Annotated in this window: 18 protein-coding genes; 2 read left to right on the top strand and 16 right to left on the bottom strand. The window is 56.6% G+C overall.

The features are described 5' to 3' along the window. Together ATO67_RS18880 and ATO67_RS18875 are read left to right on the top strand one after the other, a co-directional pair. A partial coding sequence (locus ATO67_RS18880) for an SDR family NAD(P)-dependent oxidoreductase (protein WP_157940898.1) occupies nucleotides 1-480 on the top strand: 480 nt, incomplete at its 5' end. Nucleotides 481-630: 150 nt separating this feature from the next. Further along, on the top strand, nucleotides 631-921 hold the full coding sequence (locus ATO67_RS18875; RefSeq protein ID WP_067652794.1) for a hypothetical protein: 291 nt from the start codon (nucleotides 631-633) through the stop codon (nucleotides 919-921). 38 nt (nucleotides 922-959) lie between these two features. Here the strand turns inward: ATO67_RS18875 and dnaE are convergent, their stop codons facing one another. The 16 genes from dnaE to nuoG all read right to left on the bottom strand — a co-directional run bounded on the left by dnaE (nucleotide 960) and on the right by nuoG (nucleotide 22,041). After that, nucleotides 960-4,454 (bottom strand): DNA polymerase III subunit alpha, encoded by a 3,495-nt coding sequence (dnaE, locus tag ATO67_RS18870; protein ID WP_067652840.1) that lies wholly within the window; start codon nucleotides 4,452-4,454, stop codon nucleotides 960-962. 417 nt (nucleotides 4,455-4,871) lie between these two features. Further along, nucleotides 4,872-5,555 carry an ABC transporter ATP-binding protein gene (locus ATO67_RS18865; protein ID WP_067652792.1) on the bottom strand — a complete coding sequence of 228 codons (684 nt, stop codon included), beginning with the start codon at nucleotides 5,553-5,555 and terminating at the stop codon, nucleotides 4,872-4,874. Between the two features lie 15 nt (nucleotides 5,556-5,570). After that, nucleotides 5,571-6,878: a lipoprotein-releasing ABC transporter permease subunit gene (locus ATO67_RS18860; RefSeq protein WP_067652790.1), complete on the bottom strand. Its 1,308-nt coding sequence runs from the start codon at nucleotides 6,876-6,878 to the stop codon at nucleotides 5,571-5,573. 20 nt (nucleotides 6,879-6,898) lie between these two features. After that, complete coding sequence (proS, locus tag ATO67_RS18855; RefSeq protein ID WP_067652838.1) at nucleotides 6,899-8,221, bottom strand: proline--tRNA ligase; 1,323 nt, start codon at nucleotides 8,219-8,221, stop codon at nucleotides 6,899-6,901. Between the two features lie 669 nt (nucleotides 8,222-8,890). After that, the gene (locus ATO67_RS18850; RefSeq protein WP_067652788.1) at nucleotides 8,891-9,160 is read right to left on the bottom strand and encodes a DUF1467 family protein; all 270 of its coding nucleotides are present in this window, start codon (nucleotides 9,158-9,160) and stop codon (nucleotides 8,891-8,893) included. A 53-nt stretch (nucleotides 9,161-9,213) separates the two neighbouring features. After that, on the bottom strand, nucleotides 9,214-9,618 hold the full coding sequence (mce, locus tag ATO67_RS18845; protein WP_067652786.1) for a methylmalonyl-CoA epimerase: 405 nt from the start codon (nucleotides 9,616-9,618) through the stop codon (nucleotides 9,214-9,216). Nucleotides 9,619-9,676: 58 nt separating this feature from the next. Further along, on the bottom strand, nucleotides 9,677-11,344 hold the full coding sequence (locus ATO67_RS18840; protein ID WP_067652784.1) for a ribonuclease J: 1,668 nt from the start codon (nucleotides 11,342-11,344) through the stop codon (nucleotides 9,677-9,679). Nucleotides 11,345-11,537: 193 nt separating this feature from the next. Further along, entirely contained in the window at nucleotides 11,538-12,245 is a 708-nt protein-coding gene (locus ATO67_RS18835; protein ID WP_067652782.1) for a biotin--[acetyl-CoA-carboxylase] ligase, read from the bottom strand. Nucleotides 12,246-12,304: 59 nt separating this feature from the next. After that, nucleotides 12,305-13,750, bottom strand: coding sequence for an NADH-quinone oxidoreductase subunit NuoN (gene nuoN, locus ATO67_RS18830; protein WP_067652780.1), 1,446 nt, complete (start codon nucleotides 13,748-13,750; stop codon nucleotides 12,305-12,307). Between the two features lie 18 nt (nucleotides 13,751-13,768). Then, nucleotides 13,769-15,280 (bottom strand): NADH-quinone oxidoreductase subunit M, encoded by a 1,512-nt coding sequence (locus tag ATO67_RS18825; RefSeq protein ID WP_067652778.1) that lies wholly within the window; start codon nucleotides 15,278-15,280, stop codon nucleotides 13,769-13,771. Further along, nucleotides 15,280-17,277 (bottom strand): NADH-quinone oxidoreductase subunit L, encoded by a 1,998-nt coding sequence (nuoL, locus tag ATO67_RS18820; RefSeq protein ID WP_067652776.1) that lies wholly within the window; start codon nucleotides 17,275-17,277, stop codon nucleotides 15,280-15,282. The genes ATO67_RS18825 and nuoL overlap by 1 nt, the downstream gene beginning before the upstream one ends. A gap of 7 nt (nucleotides 17,278-17,284) precedes the next feature. Further along, nucleotides 17,285-17,593 carry an NADH-quinone oxidoreductase subunit NuoK gene (nuoK, locus tag ATO67_RS18815; RefSeq protein ID WP_042619655.1) on the bottom strand — a complete coding sequence of 103 codons (309 nt, stop codon included), beginning with the start codon at nucleotides 17,591-17,593 and terminating at the stop codon, nucleotides 17,285-17,287. 30 nt (nucleotides 17,594-17,623) lie between these two features. After that, a complete protein-coding gene (locus tag ATO67_RS18810; RefSeq protein ID WP_067652774.1) occupies nucleotides 17,624-18,238 on the bottom strand; it encodes an NADH-quinone oxidoreductase subunit J in 615 nt (204 codons plus the stop codon). A gap of 135 nt (nucleotides 18,239-18,373) precedes the next feature. Next, nucleotides 18,374-18,865: an NADH-quinone oxidoreductase subunit NuoI gene (gene nuoI / locus ATO67_RS18805; protein WP_042619657.1), complete on the bottom strand. Its 492-nt coding sequence runs from the start codon at nucleotides 18,863-18,865 to the stop codon at nucleotides 18,374-18,376. A 38-nt stretch (nucleotides 18,866-18,903) separates the two neighbouring features. Then, a complete protein-coding gene (nuoH, locus tag ATO67_RS18800; protein ID WP_067652772.1) occupies nucleotides 18,904-19,947 on the bottom strand; it encodes an NADH-quinone oxidoreductase subunit NuoH in 1,044 nt (347 codons plus the stop codon). A gap of 12 nt (nucleotides 19,948-19,959) precedes the next feature. Then, nucleotides 19,960-22,041: an NADH-quinone oxidoreductase subunit NuoG gene (nuoG, locus tag ATO67_RS18795; protein WP_067652770.1), complete on the bottom strand. Its 2,082-nt coding sequence runs from the start codon at nucleotides 22,039-22,041 to the stop codon at nucleotides 19,960-19,962. Nucleotides 22,042-22,202: the final 161 nt, after the last annotated feature.

The following is a 22,202-nucleotide window of genomic DNA, read 5'->3' as shown; positions in this document are numbered from 1 at the left end:
CACGCTGACAATCATCCGGCCAAGCCCGGAATACGCCGTGGATGTCATAAGCTACACCACGCTGCGGGACACGATCGCGCTTACCACGCCACGAAATGGGGCATCGAAGGATTTGTCGAAGCCGTGGCGCAGGAAGTCGCGCCTTTCGGAATTGACTTTATCCTCGCAGAACCTGGGCCGACCGCTACCAATTTCGGTGCAGCGCTGGTGCACGCAGAGCCGATGAGCGTCTATGACGACACACCAGCAGGTGCGGTACGCCGCGCCATAAGCGACGGAAATTTTGTGCTGAAAGGCGATGCCGGACGCACCGTGGCGGCGATTATAGAGGCTGCCGATAGCGACAAACCAGCGCTTCGTCTTCCGCTTGGCAGCACCGCGTATGATTCGATTTCAAATGCTTTGCACCAACGGCTGACCGCCCTTGAAGCGCAACGAGACGTCGCATTCTCCGCAGATAGAGCGGACCAGGCAAGCTGAGATCAAGCTATACACCAAATATTTTAAAACGCGGCGTGGAGCAATGAGTCTCCCGCCGCTGTTGCGGCGATCCTTGTTTCATTGCTTTCTGGAACCTGAACGATTGCCGGACGTTTTCGATCGACAATCACCAATAGAAAGTGGCTCGAGATGAACATCAAACATATTGCGGCAGCTATTTTCGGACTTGCCTGCGTGTCGGCAGCAGAAGCACCTCAGAACTACCGCGTGTACGCCGGACCGGACGTCACAAGCGACCCGATCATTCTCGAAGTTTACGACCGGGCGCTGACGAACTGCACCTATGAAGCTGGCATGCCACAATATGGCGCGCTGGAAGCAACACCATACATCTACAATGCAGCCCTCAGAGCATGCCTTTCCCGCCACGGTTTCAGCGACCGAGGCAGCAATGCCTATCCGACCAACAGCCTGTTCTGAAACCGGTAGAAAAAACCGCAGCAAGACCCTGAGAGAAATCAGATAAGCTCGACGTCGATGACACCGGCGGCAGAGCGGAAAGCTGCACCGATCTCTGGCGAGATGCGGTATTTCCCAGGCAGTTCAACTTCGATTTCGCGCTGTCCATCGTCTTTTATGACGACAAAATAGACCGAACCATCACCTCTGTTGAGGTGGTGGACCAGCGTTTTGAGTGGGCTGGAATCGCGGATATAGACGCGGAGCGCCTTTTGCATCTGGACAGATTTTTCCTCCAGCGATTGGGCAGTCTGGATGCGAAGGCCGATGCCTTCTGGGCGCTCTTCCGCCTGAACGGTAACGACCAGCGATTTCCCGACTTCCAGCAGATCACGATACTGGGCAAGACCTTCGGAAAACAGCACAGCCTCATATTGGCCGGACGCATCCGAGAAGGTGATGATACCCATCTTGTTGCCGGTTCTCGTCTTGCGTTCCTGCTTACCGGTAACAGTGCCCGCCAGACGGCCAGCGGTAGCACCCTGTTTCACCGCTGCGGTAAAATCGGCAATGTTCTGCACGCGCAGCTTATCAAGCACAGCGCGGTAGGTATCGAGCGGATGGGCCGTGAGATAGAAACCGAGCACCTGATATTCCCGCAGCAACTTTTCTGACGCCAGCCAGGGCTGGTAGGCAGGAAGCACAAGCTTTTCCGGGCCGCTAGCTCCACCGGAACCGAACATGTCGTGCTGCCCACTGACCCGGCGGCTTTGCGCCAGCTGCGCGTAGCCGATGATGCGGTCCAGCCCGCCGATCAGTTCGGCGCGATCCTTGCCAAAACAATCAAACGCACCGGCATTGATGAGGCTTTCCAAAACGCGACGGTTGATCTGCTTCGGATCGATCCGCAAGCAGAAATCTTCAAGGCTGGCGAAAGGTGTTTCGCCGCGCGCTTCGACGATGTGATCAACCGCGCCTTCGCCAACACCCTTCAGCGCTGCCAGCGAGTAATAGATGCGGTTTTCGCCGGGTTCGAAACGGCGGTGCGACGTCTGCACCGAGGGCGCGACGATCTCAATGCCCATCCGACCCGCATCCTGACGGAAGTCGTTGACCTTTTCGGTATTGGCCATATCCAGCGTCATCGACGCCGCCAGGAACTCCACCGGGAAATGCGCCTTCATATAGGCTGTCTGATAAGAGACGATAGCGTAGGCAGCGGCGTGAGACTTATTGAAGCCGTAATTCGCGAACTTGGCCAGCAGGTCGAAAATGGTGTTGGACTGCGCTTTCGACACGTCGTTGCGCATCGCACCTTCCACGAAACGCTCGCGCTGTTGGTCCATCTCCTCCTTGATCTTCTTACCCATGGCGCGGCGCAGAAGATCGGCTTCGCCGAGCGAATAGCCAGAGAGAACCTGGGCGATCTGCATCACCTGTTCCTGATAGACGATAACGCCCTGCGTTTCCTTCAGCAGATGATCGATGGTCGGGTGGATCGACTCGATCTCCTCCTCGCCATGTTTACGGGCGTTGTAGACCGGAATGTTCTCCATCGGACCCGGACGATACAGCGCGACGAGCGCAATGATGTCCTCGATGCAGTCCGGGCGCATGCCAATAAGCGCCTTGCGCATGCCAGCACTTTCCACCTGGAACACGCCGATGGTTTCGCCGCGCGACAGCATCTCGTAGGTTTTCTCATCCTCCAGCGGAATAGCCGCCAGATCGACTGCAACGCCGCGCCTTGCGACGAAATCCACCGCCACTTTCAAAACGGTCAGCGTTTTCAGTCCGAGAAAGTCGAACTTCACCAGCCCCGCGCTTTCCACCCATTTCATATTGAACTGGGTGACTGGCATATCCGAGCGCGGGTCTCGATACATCGGCACAAGCTTGGACAGCGGCCGGTCACCAATGACGATACCGGCGGCGTGGGTGGATGCGTGACGATAGAGGCCTTCGATCTTCTGGGCGATATCCAGAAGACGGGCAACGACCGGCTCCTTGTCAGCCTCCTCTTGAAAACGCGGCTCTTCTTCGATGGCCTTGGACAACGTCGTCGGGTTGGCAGGGTTGTTCGGCACCAGCTTGCAGATGCGGTCCACCTGCCCGTAGGGCATTTCCAGCACACGCCCCACATCGCGCAGCGCGGCACGCGCCTGCAACGAACCGAAGGTGATGATCTGCGCCACCTGCTCGCGACCATACTTCTTTTGCACATAGCGGATCACCTCTTCGCGGCGATCCTGACAGAAGTCGATATCGAAGTCGGGCATCGATACGCGTTCCGGATTGAGGAAGCGCTCGAACAGCAAGGAGAAGCGCAGCGGATCGACATCGGTGATGGTCAAGGCGTAGGCGACGAGCGACCCCGCACCGGAACCACGGCCAGGGCCGACGGGTATATCCTGATTCTTCGCCCATTTGATGAAGTCCGCAACGATGAGGAAGTAGCCGGGAAACTTCATGCGCTCGATGACGCCGAGTTCGAAATCCAGCCGGTCGCGATATTCCTGTTCGGTATAGCCCGGCGCCATGCCAAGTGCTGCAAGCCGCTGGTCCAAACCTTCCACGGCCTGTCTGCGCAACTCCAGTCCTTCGGCGCGGTCGGCCTCATCGGGGTCTTCGCTGGCGCCGGTGAAGCGTGGCAGGATGGGACCACGCTTTTTCAGCACGTAGGAGCAACGCTGGGCGATCTCAATGGTGTTTTCCAGCGCTTCAGGAATGTCGGCAAACAGCGCCATCATCTCGTCACGGCTTTTGAGATAGTGATCGGGCGTCAGGCGAAAACGGCTGTCATCGGAAACGATGGCGTTGTGAGCCACGGCCATCAACGCATCATGAGCATCGTAATCTGCGCGGGTCGGGAAGAACGCTTCGTTGGTCGCTACAAGTGGAACGTCGTGCTCGTAAGCCAGCGTTACCATGCGGCGTTCGTGTCCACGGTCGAAATTGCCCTGACGCTGAAGCTCGATATAGAGCCGGTCGCCGAACAGTTCTTTCAGCGCAAGAAGCCGTCTGGTTGCCTGCGCGGTATGACCTTCCCTCAGCGCCATATCGATAGGGCCGGTGGACGCACCGCTCAACACGATGAGACCGGTATTATCGCCCTCTTCCAGCCAGCTCCTGGTGATGCAGACCGAGGGACCCGTGTCTTCGCCATCAAGATAGGCGCGACTGATCAGGTCCACAAGCCGCTCATACCCTTCAGCATTTGCGGCCAGCACAACGATGGATGGCAGCTTTGAAAGATTGTTATGCCCACGCTTATCATCTGAAGCGTCCTGCATATCGATGGACATCTGGCAGCCGATGATCGGCTGCAAGCCTTCATCCCGCGCTTTTTCGGAAAACTCCAGCGCGATGAAAAGATTGTTGGTATCGGTGATTGCAATGGCGGGCTGACTGTCAGCGACAGCCTTCGCCATGATTTTTTTCAAGGGCAAAGCGCCCTCGAGAAGCGAATAGGCAGAGTGCACACGAAGGTGAACGAAGCCGGGCGTTTTCAGTTCTTTGGCGGCCATGTCGCCGCTTACCAAAATCTTGCCCATCACCGTCATCCCGTCATTCTGAGTCATCGGGATTTTCGGATTTCCTGAAGGCAATGTCCACTGCCCTGAGGTAGTTTACACGGTCATTTCACTTTGAAATGACGGATGCCTGTCACATGGAAGTGAGGATTACCGAGAAGCTGGCGACGAAAACTGCGATGGAAGCGAAGGCTGCGATGTCACGGATGATGTCGGTCATTTGTCTCTCCATACTCTTTATGTTCTAACTTTGTTCTCATTTTGTTTCGTTGTCAACGGCTTTTTTTAGGATGCTGTCTTGTCAACGCACGGAGAATCGATGCGGTTCCGGGCACGATGGAGCAAGCCATTGCCTCCAATGACAAAACCCCGCGCAGCAGATGCTGCACGGGGCTGATGGATGACATGGGTCAGAATTCCAGTGTTGGCGGTGGTGGATCAGAACTCCACGATCTTGCCTTCACTCAAGGTCACACGACGATCCATGCGGCCCGCGAGTTCGTGGTTATGGGTTGCGATCAGGGCGGCAAGGCCGGACTGGCGAACAAGCGCTTCCAGAGCGCCGAAGACGTAGGATGCCGTCTCAGGGTCGAGATTGCCGGTCGGCTCATCAGCCAACAGCAGAAGCGGCGCGTTGGCCACGGCGCGGGCAATAGCCACGCGTTGCTGTTCACCGCCGGATAGTTCTGACGGACGGTGGTCGCCACGGTGACCGATACGCATGTAGTCGAGGAGCGCCGCCGCGCGCTCTTTTGCTTCAGCATGCGGCAGACCGGAAATCAGCTGCGGCATCATAATGTTTTCGAGCGCCGTGAACTCCGGCAGCAGATGGTGGAACTGGTAGACGAAACCGATATCGCTACCGCGAATGGAGGTGCGCTCCTCATCAGACAGATTGCCACACGAGCGACCATTGATGAACACCTCGCCGGCGTCTGGGTGCTCCAGCAGACCTGCGAGATGCAGCAAGGTGGATTTACCCGTGCCAGACGGCGCAACGAGAGCGACAATTTCACCGCTTCTCAGTTCAAGATCGGCATTTTTCAAAATGGAAAGGCTTGTTTCGCCCTGACCGTAGGTCCGTTCCACGCCGGAAAGCCGCAACGCTGTTTTCTTTGCCATGGTGTGAAGCAGTCCTTATTCGTAACGCAGGGCTTGCACAGGATCGAGCTTGGACGCCCGCCATGCCGGAAAGATCGTTGCCAGGAAGGACAAGGTCAGCGCCATGCCAACGACGGTCAGCGTTTCGCTCAGCTGCATTTCCGCCGGAAGCTGGCTGAGGAAATAGAGCTGCGGATCGAACAGAACCGTCCCTGAAATCCATGAGAAGAACTGCCGGATCGATTCCACATTGAGACAGACGAGCACCCCAAGTCCGACGCCCGCAAAGGTGCCGACCATGCCAATCGCAGCGCCCGTCATGAAGAAAATACGCATGATGGAGCCGCCGCTGGCACCCATGGTGCGCAAAATGGCGATATCGCTGCCCTTGTCCTTGACCAGCATGATCAGGCCCGAGATGATGTTCAGTGCCGCCACCAGCACGATCAGCGTCAGGATCATGAACATGACGTTGCGCTCCACCTGCAAGGCGGAGAAGAAGGTCTGGTTTCGCTGTCGCCAATCGGTGATGTAAATCTGCCGTTCAGCCGCCGCTTCCACCAGAGGCCTGATGCCATCCACATTGTCCGGGTGAGTCACGAACAGCTCGATGGACTGTACGATGCCTTCATTGTTGAAATAAAGTTGCGCTTCCGAAAGCGGCATATAGATCATCGACGCATCATATTCAGACATGCCAATTTCGAAGACGCCTGAGATCGTATAGGATTTCACACGCGGATTGACACCCATCGGCGTCACGTCACCTTCCGGTGATATCAATGTAATCTGGTCACCCGCCGTTACACCAAGCTGAGATGCGAGGCGCGAGCCGACGAGAACGCCCTGCCCTGACATGAAGCCGACCAGATCGCCTGCCTTGATGTTACCGGAGACTTCCTTGATCTTCTCCATATCTTCGGCACGAACGCCGCGCACCAGCGCGCCGCTGCCCGCACCACCGCGACCGGAGGCAAGTGTCTGACCCTCTACCAGTGGCAGCGCCATGGTAACGCCGGGAACACCAGCGAACCTCTTCGCCAGAGCGTCATAATCTTTCAGCGGTGAATCGATCGGCTGCACGATCATGTGGCCGTTGATGCCGAGAATGCGGGAAATCAGCTCCGTGCGGAAACCGTTCATCACAGCCATCACGATGATCAGCGTCGCAACGCCGAGCATGATGCCGACGAAGGAAAAACCTGCGATGACGGAAATGAACGCTTCCTTGCGGCGCGAGCGCAGGTAGCGCCACGCCACCATGCGCTCGAAGGCCGAAAATGGCCGGGCGGACTTTCCCTTTACGGGTGAGCCTGCACCACTATCAGCCTCGGCTTTTGCCATGTCGTCTCCTTGTCGGCTTTTCAGCCAAGCACCTTGTTCATTGCGGCTTCAACGGTCACGGTTTCACGCGCGCCGGTCTTGCGGTTCTTCACTTCGACCTCGCCAGCAGCGACGCTGCGTGGACCAACGATGATCTGCACCGGTACGCCGATGAGATCGGCCGTCGCAAACTTCTGGCCCGCGCGGTCGTCCGTGTCGTCGTAGAGAACATCCTTGCCCGCGTTGGACAACGAGTAATACAGCTTTTCACAAGCCGCATCACAGGCAGCATCACCAGCCTTCATGTTGATGATGACAACGTCGAAAGGCGCAACCGAGTCCGGCCAGATGATTCCGTTCTCATCATGCGATGCTTCAATGATGGCGGGAACAAGGCGCGTGGGTCCAATGCCATAGGAACCCATGTGGACAAGGTGTTCCTTGCCATCCGGTCCCTGAACCTTGGCACCCATCGGCTCGGAATATTTCGTGCCGAAATAGAAGATGTGACCGACTTCGATACCGCGCGCAGAGAGGCGCTCGCCCTCGGGGATCGCGTCGAATGCAGCTTCATCGTGCATTTCAGATGTGGCGGCATAATCGGTCGTCCACTCATCGAAAATGCCCTGAAGTCCTGCGACATCATCGAAATCAGTGGCGTCGGAGGGAATGCCGCGATCCAGGAAGCTCTTGTGGCAGAACACTTCCGATTCACCGGTATCCGCCAGAATGATGAATTCATGACTGTGATTGCCACCGATTGGGCCGGTATCGGCGCGCATGGGAATGGCCCGCAGACCGAGACGCGAGAAGGTGCGCAGATAGGCGGTGAACATCTTGTTATAGGAGTGGATAGCGTCTTCCTTGGTCAGATCGAAGGAATAGGCATCCTTCATCAGGAATTCACGCGAGCGCATGGTGCCGAAACGCGGGCGTACCTCGTCACGGAACTTGAGCTGAATGTGATAGAGGTTCAGCGGCAGGCTCTTGTATGACTTTACATAGGACCGGAAGATGTCTGTGATCATCTCTTCATTGGTCGGACCATAGAGCATCTGGCGGTCCTGACGATCCTTGATACGCAGCATTTCCTTGCCATAATCGTCATAACGACCGCTTTCCTGCCAAAGCTCGGCAGTCTGAAGCGTTGGCATCAAAAGCTCGATCGCGCCGGAGCGATCCTGCTCTTCACGGACGATCTTGTTGACCTTATCCAATACGCGTTTGCCCAGCGGCAACCAGGAATAAATGCCCTGGCTCTGCTGACGCACCATGCCTGCACGCAGCATGAGGCGATGCGAGACGATTTCCGCTTCCTTGGGATTTTCCTTGAGGATGGGCAAAAAGTAACGGCTAAGACGCATGGTGGTTTCCATTCTGTGGCGAAACACCGATTTGACACGGGAATCGCCGGAATAAAGGGACATTTGCGCCGTACATAGCGGTTTCCGCATCAGAAAGAAACCCGCTCTCAAACGCCTTGCCATGTTGATGGCACCGATGCGCTATCGATTCTTTTCAGGACGGAATTCTGAGGGCACCGAAGGTCTGCCACCATGTTGCAATCAGGTAAAATTGTGCTTCGTGGCACTTCTGCGGCGAATTTGTGAGACGACTTTCGCCCCTGAACGGTTACAGGAGGAATATTATTGCCGCTAAGGTGCGACATATCGCTTCAGGAGGAATTTTCTGCCGACTGTAACAAAAATGCAAAAAATCTAATGACAACTGCCTATGATTGAGCTAGTTTTGGCTCACAAAAGAGGCAGGAAGTTTAAATTCTTGTCATTTTCGCGGTCAGTCTTGGGAGGATGAGATCTTAGGCGCGCTCTAGCGCAGCCCCGGTAACGGTTACAGATCACGCGAAACTAAAGAACAAGGCTGAAATGCCTTGTTTTTTTTTGCCTTAAGCTCACCAGACCTGAAGCGCGAAGCAGATTTCGACTTAATCGCGTCAGTCAACGTGTCGGGTGCGTCCATAACAACAGTGCGCTCCCTCTATGGCGTGGGCAGATGACAGTTGAATGACGAAATCAGTCGTAAACTGGAATGATGCGCGGCAGATCATCCATGGTGAAACCAAAATACCACGTTGTCAGATACCAAGCGCCACAGATGAGCAGTGAAATCAGCGTCGTCAGCAACACGATCTTGCCACCGCTGAACCGCGATGGCGCGCTGGCGACAGTTCCAAGCGCCACATTTCCATCTTCGGATTGCGTGCGCAGACCAATCGGCAGGACAATGAACAGCACCGTCCACCAGACGATGAAAAAGACGGCAAAAGCCGAAAGCCACGGCATATCTTAAACCTCTCATATTGTCGTCGTGAACGAGCCACGCGCCTAAGGCCGACTCAGACCTGTTCAATCTCTATCAGAGTACCGAAGAAATCTTTCGGATGGAGAAACATCACTGGCTTGCCATGCGCGCCGGTTTTCAGTTCGCCACTCCCCAGCACCCTCGCCCCCTGTTGTTTCAAGTGGTCGCGCGCAACGATGATGTCGTCCACTTCATAACAAATGTGGTGCATGCCGCCGGAGGGGTTCTTTTCCAGGAAGGCGGCAATCGGTGAATCTTCACCAAGCGGTTCCAACAATTCCACCTTCGTGTTGGGCAGTTCGATGAACACCACCGTCACGCCATGTTCCGGCAAAGCCTGAGGCTGAGAGACATCAGCACCCAAGGTATCGCGGTAGGTTGCGACGGCCGCTGCCAGATCCGGCACGGCAAGTGCCACGTGGTTGATACGACCGAGCATGCTTTCCTCCCGAAAACGGCGGTCGAAGCGCCCTGCGCCTCGACCTGCATATTCGACGTTACACCTTCGTCACGAAGACAGTCACGATAGGCTTCTTGCCCCAGACCTGATTGGCCGTGGCACGGACGGCGCGGCGGATGGATTCCCTGACAACGTTCAAGTCCTTGCGACGGGCGCGCGGAATGCTTTCGACAGCGCTGAGCACGGCGTCATAGAGCGTGTCTTCCATGGCTTCGCCTTCGTCATCGAACTCCGGCAGACCGAACGGCACGACATCGGGATCGCCCTGGAAATCGAACCGGCTGTCGAGCAGGACATTGATCGAAACGTGGCCAGCAAAGGACAGCTTGCGGCGGTCGCCAATACCCATTTCCTCGAAATCACCCAAGAGGCGACCGTCCTTGAAGACGCGGCCATGCGGTGCATCGTCGATGACTTCGGCTGGCCCCGGCGCCAGGCGCAGGATGTTGCCGTTGCGGACCTTCGGAACCTGCCCGATGCCAGCCTGCTCGGCGAGTAGCTTTTGCCCTACCAGATGCGCGGCTTCGCCATGCACGGGAACCAGAATTTGTGGCTTCACCCACTCATACATCTGAAGAAGTTCGCTGCGACGCGGATGACCGGAAACGTGAACCAGCGCTTCATTATCAGTAATGATGTGAATGCCCTGCTCGATCAGGCCGTTCTTGATGTCCTGAATGGCCTTTTCATTGCCGGGAATAGCGCGGGACGAAAACACCACCGTATCGCCGGAGGCGAGCGCAACATTGCGCATTTCGTCACGCGACAGCTTGGCGAGCGCGGCGCGCGATTCGCCCTGCGAGCCGGTGAGGATGACGACGACCTTGTTGCGGGGGATGTAGCCATATTCGTCTTCGGCCAGAAACGGCTTGATGCCTTCCATGATGCCGAGGTCCTGCGAGACGTTGACCACGCGCTTCAACGAGCTACCCAACAGCAAAACTTCACGACCTGCGCGTTCCGCAGCCTGCGCGATGGAGCGAATGCGTCCGACATTGGAGGAAAACGTGGTGATGGCCACACGTCCCTCGGCATTTTCAATGATCTGGCGAAGACCTTCCGACACCTGTTCTTCAGACGGCGAAACGCCATCACGAAGCGCATTGGTGCTGTCGCACATCATCGCCAGCACGCCTTCTTCGCCGACGGCGCGGAAACGCGCTTCATCGGTGAAAGGTCCGAGCGATGGCGCATGATCGATCTTCCAGTCGCCCGTGTGAACGGCATTGCCGAGCGGAGTGCGGATGACCAGCGACATGGGTTCGGGGATAGAGTGGTTGACGCCGATGGCTTCGATTTCGAACGGGCCGACATTGATGCGGTCACCCGCCTTGAATGGCGTGATCGGAATTTCCGCGCGGGTGCCTTCGTAATTACGCTTGGCATCCAGCATGCCAGCGGTGAAGCCGGACGCATAGACCGGTACTTTCAGGCTGGGCCATAGATCATTCAGCGCGCCGTAATGGTCTTCATGCGCGTGGGTTATAATGATGGCTTTGAGGTTTCCGCGCTGTGCTTCAATGAAACTGATATCGGGCAGCACAAGATCGATGCCCGGCAGGTCGAGACCGGCGAAGGTCACGCCGCAGTCTACCATGATCCATTCGCGCTTGGCCGCAGGACCGTAGCCATAAAGCGCCAGGTTCATGCCAATTTCGCCAACACCACCGAGCGGCAGGAATACAAATTCGTCTTTTGTCGTCATTGCGTGTTTTGTCCAATCATGGTCGCTACCGCCTCGCCTTCTAAACGCGCGCGGGTGAAGCGATAAGCACCGGTTTTCATCATCCGACCCACTCAGCCGATGCGTGGCTGAAAGGGCGTCCTGCATTTACCGAGCAGCAGACATGCTCCAGATTCGAGTGGCGAACGTCGGCGCGGTCTACGCACCGTGCGGTTCAGCCGAAAAATACGTCACCGGCAGCGATGGAGCGCAAGGGGCCATCGTCTTCCTCCAGCAGCAGGAAACCATTATCATCAATTCCAGCAAAACGCCCGCGAATAGACTGGTTGGGCAGATTGACCGAAATCGGCTCGCCTATGCCGCAGGCGGCGGAACGCCACAAACGAACGATTTCCGCCACGCCCTGCCCGCGATTCCACAGCCCAAGAACGTGGGCTGTCTCACGAAACAGATGCGCAAAAAGTTCGTCAGGACCACAGGATGCACCATGTTCGCCCAGTCTAGTGACCGGGTAAGCAGGATTGTCGGGCATATGGGCGATGTTGATTCCAATGCCGATGACCAGCGCTGCGCGTCCATCCGCCAAGGTCTCGGCCTCCATGAGAATGCCGCAGGTCTTTTTGCGCCCGATGAGAATATCATTCGGCCACTTGATCTCAAGCGGCGCACCATCTGGCGGCAAAACCGCACCGACAGCACGGTAAACCGCGAGCGCAAAGGCAAGTGGCAGAGCGCCGATGCTTTCCATCGGCGCAGGATCGATCAAAAGAAGAGAGGCATAAAGGTTGCCGGGTTCCGAAACCCAAGGCCTGCCACGACGACCGCGCCCGCCGGTCTGCCTGACGGCAGTGACCCAAAGACAACCTGGGTCACCTGCCCTTGCACGATCAAAGCATTCGACATTGGTGGAGGAGGTTTCCATCAAAGCCTCGTGCCGGAAGTCATCCAATGACGTCAGGCCCGGTCTATGCAAAGTCTCACTCAAAAGAACGTCTTAGCTGCGGCATCAACCGCATTGCCCAATGCACCACCGAAGACGATGAAGGCAACGACGAAGAGGCCGGACAGCGCGTAAACGATACGCAATTCGCCAGACGCCTTTTCAAATCCACCGTCCTTTGCGTCATCGAACCACATGATCTTGACGATGCGAAGGTAGTAATAAGCACCAACGACCGAGGCAATAACACCGATGACAGCGAGCGGATAAAGCTTGGCTTCGATGGCGGCAAGGAAAACGTAGTACTTGCCGAAGAAGCCAGCCAACGGCGGAATACCAGCCAGCGAGAACATCATTGCCGTCAAAATCAGCGCCATAAATGGATTGCTGGACGCCAGACCGGCGAGATCGTCAACGCTTTCGACATTACCTACGTCCTTGCGGCGCATGGCTAGGATGCAGGCGAAGGTGCCGAGCGTCATTCCCATGTAAACGGCCATGTAGATCAACACGCCCGAAACGCCAGCTTGTGTACCGGCAGCCAGACCGACCAGGGCGTAACCCATGTGGCTAATCGAAGAATAGGCCATCAGGCGCTTGATGTTCTTCTGGCCGATGGCGGCAAAAGCACCGAGCAGCATGGATGCAATCGAGATGAAGACGACGATTTGCTGCCAATCGGCAAAGACCGGCTGAAACGCGTCAACGACGATACGAACAAAGATCGCCATGGCACCGACCTTGGGGGCCGCGGCCAGGAATGCCGTAACGGTCGTTGGCGCACCTTCATAAACGTCGGGAGTCCACATGTGGAACGGCACTGCGGAAATTTTGAACGCCAGACCTGCCAGTACGAAGACCAGACCGAACACGAGGCCGAGGGAACGGGTCTCGGACGCCAGAACGGTTGCGATTTCGTTGAAGCCGGTGTTGCCGGTAAAACCGTAAACCAGCGACATGCCGTAAAGCAGCATGCCCGAAGACAGAGCGCCGAGAACGAAATATTTCAAACCGGCTTCCGTGGAGCGCAGGCTTTCGCGGTTGATGGCGCAGATGACGTAGAGCGCCAGCGACTGAAGCTCCAGCGCCATGTAGAGCGAAATCAGGTTGTTGGCCGAGATCATCAGAAGAATGCCGAGCGTGGCCAGAACCAGCAACACCGGATACTCGAAACGACCGATCGGCTCGACGCGGCCATGGCCGACGGACAGTATCATGGCGACAATGGCACCGATCAGCGCCAACACCTTCATGAAGTTGCCGAAAGCATCTGCGACGTAAACGCCGCCGAAGGCTTCACCCGTTGCCGGTGCAAAGATGATCCAAAGACCGACGACGACCAGAAGAGCCACGGAAAGACCCATGACCGTATTGGTCGACTTGTCCCCGGAGAAGACCCCAATCATGAGCAGCGCCAAGGCGCCGACCGCAAGGATCAGCTCGGGCGTCGCGATGCGCAGACTGGCAAAAAGAATTTCAGCGGTCATGTCCTACGGGTCCTGTCGTCAGTTCAGAGAAAGCGCAACATTCTGCGCTGCCTGCAATGCGGCCGTATAATTATTGATCAAAAGGTCCACCGACGCTGCCGTAGCATCGAAAACCGGCGCCGGATAGACGCCGAAGAAAATCGTCAGCGCCACCAGCGGGTAGAGAATGATCTTTTCACGTGTCGAAAGATCAAGCAGGGACTTCAGGCTTTCCTTTTCCAGCGCACCGAAAATGACCCGGCGATAAAGCCACAATGCATAGGAGGCGGAAAGAATGACGCCTGTTGCCGCAAATAGCGCGGCCCAGGTGTTGGCGCGGAACACGCCGACGATCGTCAGGAATTCACCGACGAAACCGGATGTGCCGGGCAAACCGACATTGGCCATGGTGAAGACCATGAAGGCGACAGCATATTTCGGCATATTGTTGACGAGACCGCCGTAAGCGGAAATCTCGCGAGTATGCAGACGGTCATAGATGACGCCAACGCAGAGGAAGAGCGCGCCAGAGACAATGCCGTGCGACAGCATCTGGAAGATCGCACCCTGCACGCCCTGAACATTGGCGGCAAAGATACCCATGGTCACGTAGCCCATATGAGCGACAGAGGAATAGGCGATCAGCTTCTTGATGTCATCCTGCATCATCGCGACCAGCGAGGTGTAGATGATGGCAATGACCGACAGCGTAAAGACGAATGGCGCAAAGTGGTCCGATGCAATTGGGAACATCGAGAGCGAGAAACGGATGAAACCGTAACCACCAAGCTTCAGCATGACGCCAGCCAGAATGACCGAGCCTGCCGTCGGTGCCTGAACGTGGGCATCGGGCAACCAGGTGTGAACAGGCCACATCGGCATCTTGACCGCAAAGGCAGCAAAGCAGGCAAGCCATAGCCACGTCTGCATGCCTGCCGGGAAGCCGTGCTTCAAAAGTTCCGTCATATCAGTCGTGCCAGCCTGCCAGTACATCGCCATGATGGCGAGCATCGTCAGAACCGAACCGAGCAGCGTGTAGAGGAAGAATTTGTAGGAGGCGTAGACGCGATCCTTCCCGCCCCACACGCCGATGATGATGAACATCGGAATGAGTGTGGCTTCAAAGAAGACGTAGAAGAGAACAGTGTCGAGCGCGACGAACACGCCGACCATGACGACTTCCAGGAGAAGGAAGGCGATCATGTATTCCTTGAGGCGCTTCTCGATGGAATTCCAGCTGGCCAGCACGCAGAACGGCATCAGGAACGTCGTCAAAATGACGAACAGCATGGAGATGCCGTCGACGCCCAGATGATAGGCGGCGATCTTGCCGAACCAGGCATGCTTTTCGACCATCTGGAAACCCGGGTTCGAATTGTCGAAACCGATCCAGATGAAGAGGGACAGCACGAAAGTGAAGACCGTCGTCAGCAGCGATACGTTGAGAATGTTACGGCGCCCGAAGGGGCCGTTTTCATTTGTCAGAAGCAAAAGCACCACGCCGACCAGCGGCAGAAAGGTGACCGTTGAAAGAATAGGCCAATCGGTCATCACAGGGCACTCCCGAGCATCATCCAGGTGACAAGCCCGGCAATACCGATCAGCATCGCAAAGGCATAATGATAGAGGTAACCGGACTGCAGACGAACGACGCGGTTGGTCACATCAGCCACGCGCGCAGCAATACCGTTGGGTCCATAGTGGTCGATAACCGCCACGTCGCCCTTTTTCCACAGGAAGCGGCCAAGCGCCTTTGCGGAGCGAACAAACAGGAAGTCGTAGAGTTCGTCGAAGTACCATTTGTTCAGCAGGAACTGGTAGAGGCCACGATGGGTCTCGGCCAGACGCTTCGGCGTCTCGGGCGACTTGATATAGAAGTACCATGCGGTCACGAAACCAAGAGCCATGGCGAAGAATGGGCTCCACTTGACCCACAATGGAACGTGGTGGAACTCTTCGAGAATTTCGTTGGATGGAAGCGTAAACAGTGCGCCCTTCCAGAATTCCGCATATTCTTCACCGAAGAAATGCCCCTCGAACACGACGCCAGCCAAGACGGCACCAACAGTCAGAACGAAAAGCGGGATCAGCATGACCATCGGCGATTCATGGACGTGGTGCATGACATCAGCTGACGCACGCGGCTTGCCGAAGAAGGTCAGGAACGCGAGGCGCCAGGAATAGAAGCTGGTGAACAGTGCCGCGATGACCAGAAGCGTGAAGGCGAAACCGGCAACCGCATTGTGCGAGGCATAAGCGGATTCGATGATCACGTCCTTCGAGAAGAAGCCTGCAAAGCCAATCATCGTGCCTGGAATACCCACGCCTGTCAGTGCCAACGTACCGACGGTCATGGTCCAGAATGTGATCGGGATGTGCTTGCGCAGACCGCCCATGTGACGCATGTCCTGCTCACCATCCACGGCGTGAATGACCGAACCGGCGCAAAGGAACAGCAGCGCCTTGAAGAACGCGTGCGTGAAGAGGTGGAACACGGCGGCACCATAAGCACCGACGCCAAGCGCCACAAACATGTAACCGAGCTGCGAACAGGTCGAATAAGCGATAACGCGCTTGATATCGTTCTGAACCAGACCGACAGTCGCCGCAAAGAAGGCCGTGATCGCGCCAATCAGCGTCACAAAGGTCAAGGCATCCGGCGACAGTTCAAAGATCGGTGACATGCGTGCGACAAGAAATACACCAGCCGTGACCATGGTGGCCGCGTGAATGAGGGCCGACACAGGCGTCGGGCCTTCCATCGCGTCCGGCAGCCAGGTGTGGAGCAGGAACTGCGCCGATTTACCCATGGAGCCCATGAACAGCAGCAGGCAAACGCCGGTCAGCGCATGCGCCTTGTCCAGTTGCATGCCGAACAGGTTGATGACGACGTCCGTCGATGCTGCGCCGTCGGCAGGCAGATAGGTCCCAGCAGCTGCGAAGATCGTTTCGAAATTGACTGAGCCGAACAGAACGAACAGTCCGGAGATGCCGAGGATGAAGCCGAAGTCACCAACGCGGTTGACGATAAAGGCCTTCATGGCGGCAGCAGAGGCAGATGGTTTCTTGTACCAGAAGCCGATCAGCAGATAGGACGCCAGACCCACGCCTTCCCAACCAAAGAACATCTGCAACAGGTTGTCGGATGTCACCAGCATGAGCATGGCGAAGGTAAAGAGCGACAGGTAGGCGAAAAAGCGCGGACGATGCGGATCGTGATGCATGTACCCGATGGAGTACAGATGAACCAGTGTCGACACGGTGTTGACGACGACGAACATGACGGCCGTCAGCGTATCGATACGGAAGGCCCATTCGACATCGATGCCGCCGGACTGGATCCAACGCAGCACGGTAACCTTGATGACTTCACCAGGCTCGTGGCTGAGAAGCGCCACGTTGATGAAGACCACCCAGGACAGGATCGCAACGATGATCATCAGGCCGGTGGTGACATATTCCGAGGCTTTGGCACCGATGGAGCGACCAAAAAGGCCAGCGATCAGGAAGCCGATCAGCGGAAGAAAGACGATAGCTTTGTAGATCATAGCCTTATCAGCCCTTCATCATATTGACGTCTTCCACGGCAATCGATCCGCGGTTGCGATAGAAGACAACGAGTATTGCAAGACCGATGGCAGCTTCCGCAGCCGCAACAGTCAGAATGAACAGAGCGAAGACCTGACCGACGATATCGTTGAGGAACGACGAGAACGCCACCATGTTGAGATTGACCGCAAGCAGGATAAGTTCAATCGACATCAGGATAACGATGACGTTCTTACGGTTGAGAAAGATACCGAAGATGCCGATCGTGAAGAGGACCGCGCTGACCGTGAGGTAATGGGAAAGACCGATTTCCATAATATTATGTTCCTTGGATCCGTTCGCGCCTTAGATGCCCTGACCCGGCTTGACCTTGACCGTCGTGACGGCGGTCTTCGGATCGCGGGCGACCTGCGTTGCAATGTCCTGTCGCTTGATATCGGTGCGGTGACGCAAGGTCAGCACGATGGCGCCGATCATGGCCACCAGTAGTATCAGACCGGCAAGCTGGAAGAAGTAAATGTAATTGGTATAGAGCACGTCACCCAGCGCTGCAGTATTGGCGCGCTCCGCCGGGTTCGGGATCGGCATGGTGATCGACTTCGCAGCCACCGGGTTCAGCACGCTACCACCGACGACGATGATCAGTTCTGCCGCCAGAATGATGCCGATGAGAGCGCCGACCGGCGCATATTGCAACACACCCGAACGCAATTCGGCAAAATCAACATCCAGCATCATCACGACGAAAAGGAACAGCACCGCCACAGCGCCGACATAAACCACCAGAAGGATCATGGCGAGGAATTCGGCACCCGTCAGCAGGAAGAGAGCCGCCGCGTTGAAAAATGTCAGAATGAGGAACAGCACCGAGTGAACGGGGTTCTTCGATGCGATGACCATAAACGCAGACGCCACGGCGACGAAGGCGAAGATGTAAAAGAATACAGCGTGCAGACCCATGTTGGTGCCTTTTTGTCCTCACCGGACAAACGCGACCCTGAAGCCGCATGCCCGTTTCATTCCCGTCAGCGATAACCGACAGGCAGTGACTGTTTTACCCACTCCGAAGCAGCGCTCCGAAGGAACCATGCTGCCTTAACGATAAGGCGCATCCAGAGCAAGGTTGCGAGCGATTTCACGTTCCCAACGGTCGCCATTATCGAGAAGCCGCTGCTTGTCGAAATACAGCTCCTCGCGGGTTTCCGTCGCAAATTCGAAGTTCGGACCTTCAACGATGGCATCGACCGGGCATGCTTCCTGGCAGAAGCCACAATAGATGCACTTTACCATGTCGATATCGTAACGAACCGTGCGGCGCGTGCCATCGTTGCGGCGTGGGCCGGCTTCGATGGTGATGGCCTGGGCAGGACAGATCGCTTCGCACAGCTTGCAGGCAATGCAGCGCTCTTCGCCGTTGGGGTAGCGGCGCAATGCGTGCTCACCACGGAAACGCGGGCTGACTGGACCCTTCTCGAAAGGGTAGTTCACCGTTGCCTTCTGTTTGAAGAAGTGGCGCATCGTCAGGAAGAAGGCGCCAACGAATTCCTTGAGGAACAGTGAATTGACGGCTTGTGAAAGACTGGCCATCTCAACCTCCAAATCTACAAGCGAGGACTGCGGACATCTTATGCCCCCGCCGTCAGCTTGAGTACGAATGCAACAATCACGACCATGGCGAGCGACAGAGGAAGGAAAACCTTCCAGCCAAGACGCATCAACTGGTCATAGCGGTAACGTGGAACGAATGCCTTCACTAAGCCGAACATGAAGAAGACCATGCCGCCCTTCAGGATGAACCAGATGATACCCGGCACCCAGTTCAGGAACCAGACATCCACGATGGGAAGCCAGCCGCCCAGGAACAGGATGGTCGTCAGGCAGCACATCAGAACGATGGCAGCATATTCGCCCAACATGAACATCATGTACGGAGTGGAGCCATACTCCACCATGTGACCGGCCACAAGTTCCGATTCCGCTTCCGGCAGATCGAACGGTGGACGGTTGGTTTCAGCCAGCGCCGAGATGAAGAAGACGATGAACATCGGGAAGAGCGGCAACCAGTGCCAATCCAGGAACGATGCCGGAAGCCCAAGCGACGTGCCGATACCCGAATGCTGCGCATTGACGATATCCGTCAGGTTCAGAGAACCAACGCAGAGCAGGACCGTAACGATGACGAGGCCAATGGAGACTTCGTAGGACACCATCTGCGCCGCAGAACGAAGTGCGCCGAGGAACGGGTACTTCGAGTTCGAAGCCCAGCCACCCATGATGATGCCGTAGACTTCAAGCGACGAGATCGCGAAGATATAGAGAATGCCGACATTGATGTTGGCAATCACCCAGCCATCCGCAAACGGGATGACGGCATAAGTTGCCAGAGCCAAAGTCACGGCAACCAGCGGAGCCAGCAGGAACACGGCCTTGTTGGCACCGGATGGAATGACCGGCTCTTTCAGAATGAACTTCAAAAGGTCGGCAAACGACTGGAAGAGACCGAAGGGACCAACGACGTTGGGACCACGGCGCAGCTGAACGGCCGCCCAGATCTTACGGTCGGCAAGCAGAAGGAAGGCGATCGACACCAGCAACAAAACGAGAAGAAGCAGAGACTGGCCGACAATAATCAGCGCTGGCCAGACGTAGCTCCAGAAAAACGATTCCATAGTCCCCTACCCTTACTCTGCCGCAGCCTTGAAGTTGTTGCGGGCCAATGCGGAACATTCGGCCATGACGGCGGACGCTCTCGCAATCGGGTTCGTCAAATAAAAATCCTTAACCGGCGATGCAAAGCCCGCCTTGTTCAGGGTGCCAGCTTTAGTCGCCAGCGCTTCGATGCCAGCCACGTCGGCCACGGCAATCTCGTCGGCATCAGCAAAGTGCGGATGCGCGATGTAAAGCTGGGCACGCAGTGCAGACAGCGAGTCGAACGGCAGCTTGTGGCCGAGAACGTCCGACAGTGCACGCAGGATCGCCCAGTCTTCGCGGGCTTCGCCCGGTGCAAAACCGGCGCGGTTGCCCATCTGAACGCGTCCCTCGGTGTTGACCCAGATACCCGACTTTTCGGTATAGGCAGCACCCGGCAGGATGACGTCCGCCGCCATTGCGCCAGCATCACCATGCGAACCGATATAAACGGTCAGTTTTGCAGTCTTCGCAGACAGATCGATCTCGTCTGCACCCAGCAGGAAAAGAACGTCGGAAGATGCGGCGATGGAAGCAGCGTTGGCCGCCTTGTCTGCCGGAACAAAGCCAATATCTAGACCACCGACGCGGGCAGCAGCCGTGTGCAGAACGGAGAAGCCGTTCCACTCGGGCGACACGACGCCGACGGAAACTGCGAGCTTTGCAGCAGCAGACAGAACAGCCGCACCGTCTTCACGCGACAAAGCGCCCTGCCCGACGATGATCATCGGGTTCTTGGCAGCCTTCAGCTTTTCGATGAAGCTGTGCGAACCGGAGACCAGATCGGACAGCGTGTCGGTGCCGGAGCCGAGATATTCATAGTCGTAACGAAGCTCGCTCGCTTCACCGATAACAGCGATCGGGAAGCCACCACGGCGCCAGCGCTTGCGAATGCGTGCGTTGAGTACGGAAGCTTCGTAGCGTGGATTGGAGCCGATGATGAGCAACGCGTCGGCATGTTCGATGCCTTCGATGGTGGCGTTGAAAAGGTAGCTGGCGCGACCGAGCGATGGATCAAGCGCTGCGCCATCCTGGCGGCAATCGACATTTGTCGAACCCAGCGATGCGAGCAGCGACTTCAATGCGAACATTTCTTCGACGGAGGCCAGATCGCCAGCGATAGCGCCAATTTTCTCACCTGAAGTCGATGAAACGGCCGCCTTGATAGCGCCGAAAGCCTCGCCCCAAGTTGCGGGCTGCAAGCGGCCATCCTTGCGGACGTAAGGCTTGTCAAGACGCTGGGTCTTGAGGCCATCCCAGATGAAGCGGCTCTTGTCGGAAATCCACTCTTCGTTGATGGCTTCGTTGACACGTGGCATGACGCGCATGACTTCACGGCCACGGGTATCGACGCGAATGGCCGAACCGAGCGCATCCATCACGTCGATGGTTTCAGTCTTGCCGAGTTCCCATGGACGCGCCGTGAAGGCAAAGGGCTTCGACGTCAGCGCACCGACCGGGCAGAGATCAACGACGTTGCCCTGAAGCTCGGATGTCATTGCCTGCTCGAGATAGGTCGTGATTTCAGCATCTTCGCCGCGACCGATCAGGCCAAGTTCGGAAATGCCGGCAACTTCGGTGGTGAAGCGGACGCAGCGTGTGCAGTGAATGCAGCGGTTCATGACCGTCTTGACGAGCGGTCCGATGTATTTGTCTTCAACGGCGCGCTTGTTTTCAGAATAGCGCGAACCCGGAATACCGAAAGCCATCGCCTGGTCCTGAAGGTCGCATTCGCCACCCTGGTCGCAGATGGGACAATCGAGCGGATGGTTGATGAGCAGGAATTCCATCACGCCTTCGCGGGCCTTTTTGACCATTGGCGTGTTGGTGAAAACTTCCGGCAATTCACCGTTCGGGCCGCCACGAATATCACGAACGCCCATGGCGCAGGATGCGGCAGGCTTGGGCGGTCCGCCCTTTACCTCGATGAGACACATGCGGCAGTTACCCGCGACCGACAAACGCTCGTGGAAACAAAACCGCGGAACTTCGGCACCAGCCTCCTCGCACGCCTGCAACAGCGTGAAATGATCCGGAACTTCGATCTCTTTACCGTCAACCTTGAGCTTTGTCATGGTCCTACTTACGTCCTGTTGCCTGTCCGTCCCGCACAGTCTCATGCGTTCCGCAACAAATCCTGATGGCATTCGGCTTAGACTCAAAAGCGCCAAATGCTTTAACGATGTAAGGGACCGGTACACCCGATCCCCGCCCCTCGCAACACCCTCGAGGTGTT

The organism is Agrobacterium bohemicum (genome assembly GCF_001562555.1).
Lineage (GTDB): Bacteria > Pseudomonadota > Alphaproteobacteria > Rhizobiales > Rhizobiaceae > Agrobacterium > Agrobacterium bohemicum.
Note: the sequence above shows the minus strand (reverse complement) of the source record. Positions and strands in the feature narration are given on the sequence as shown.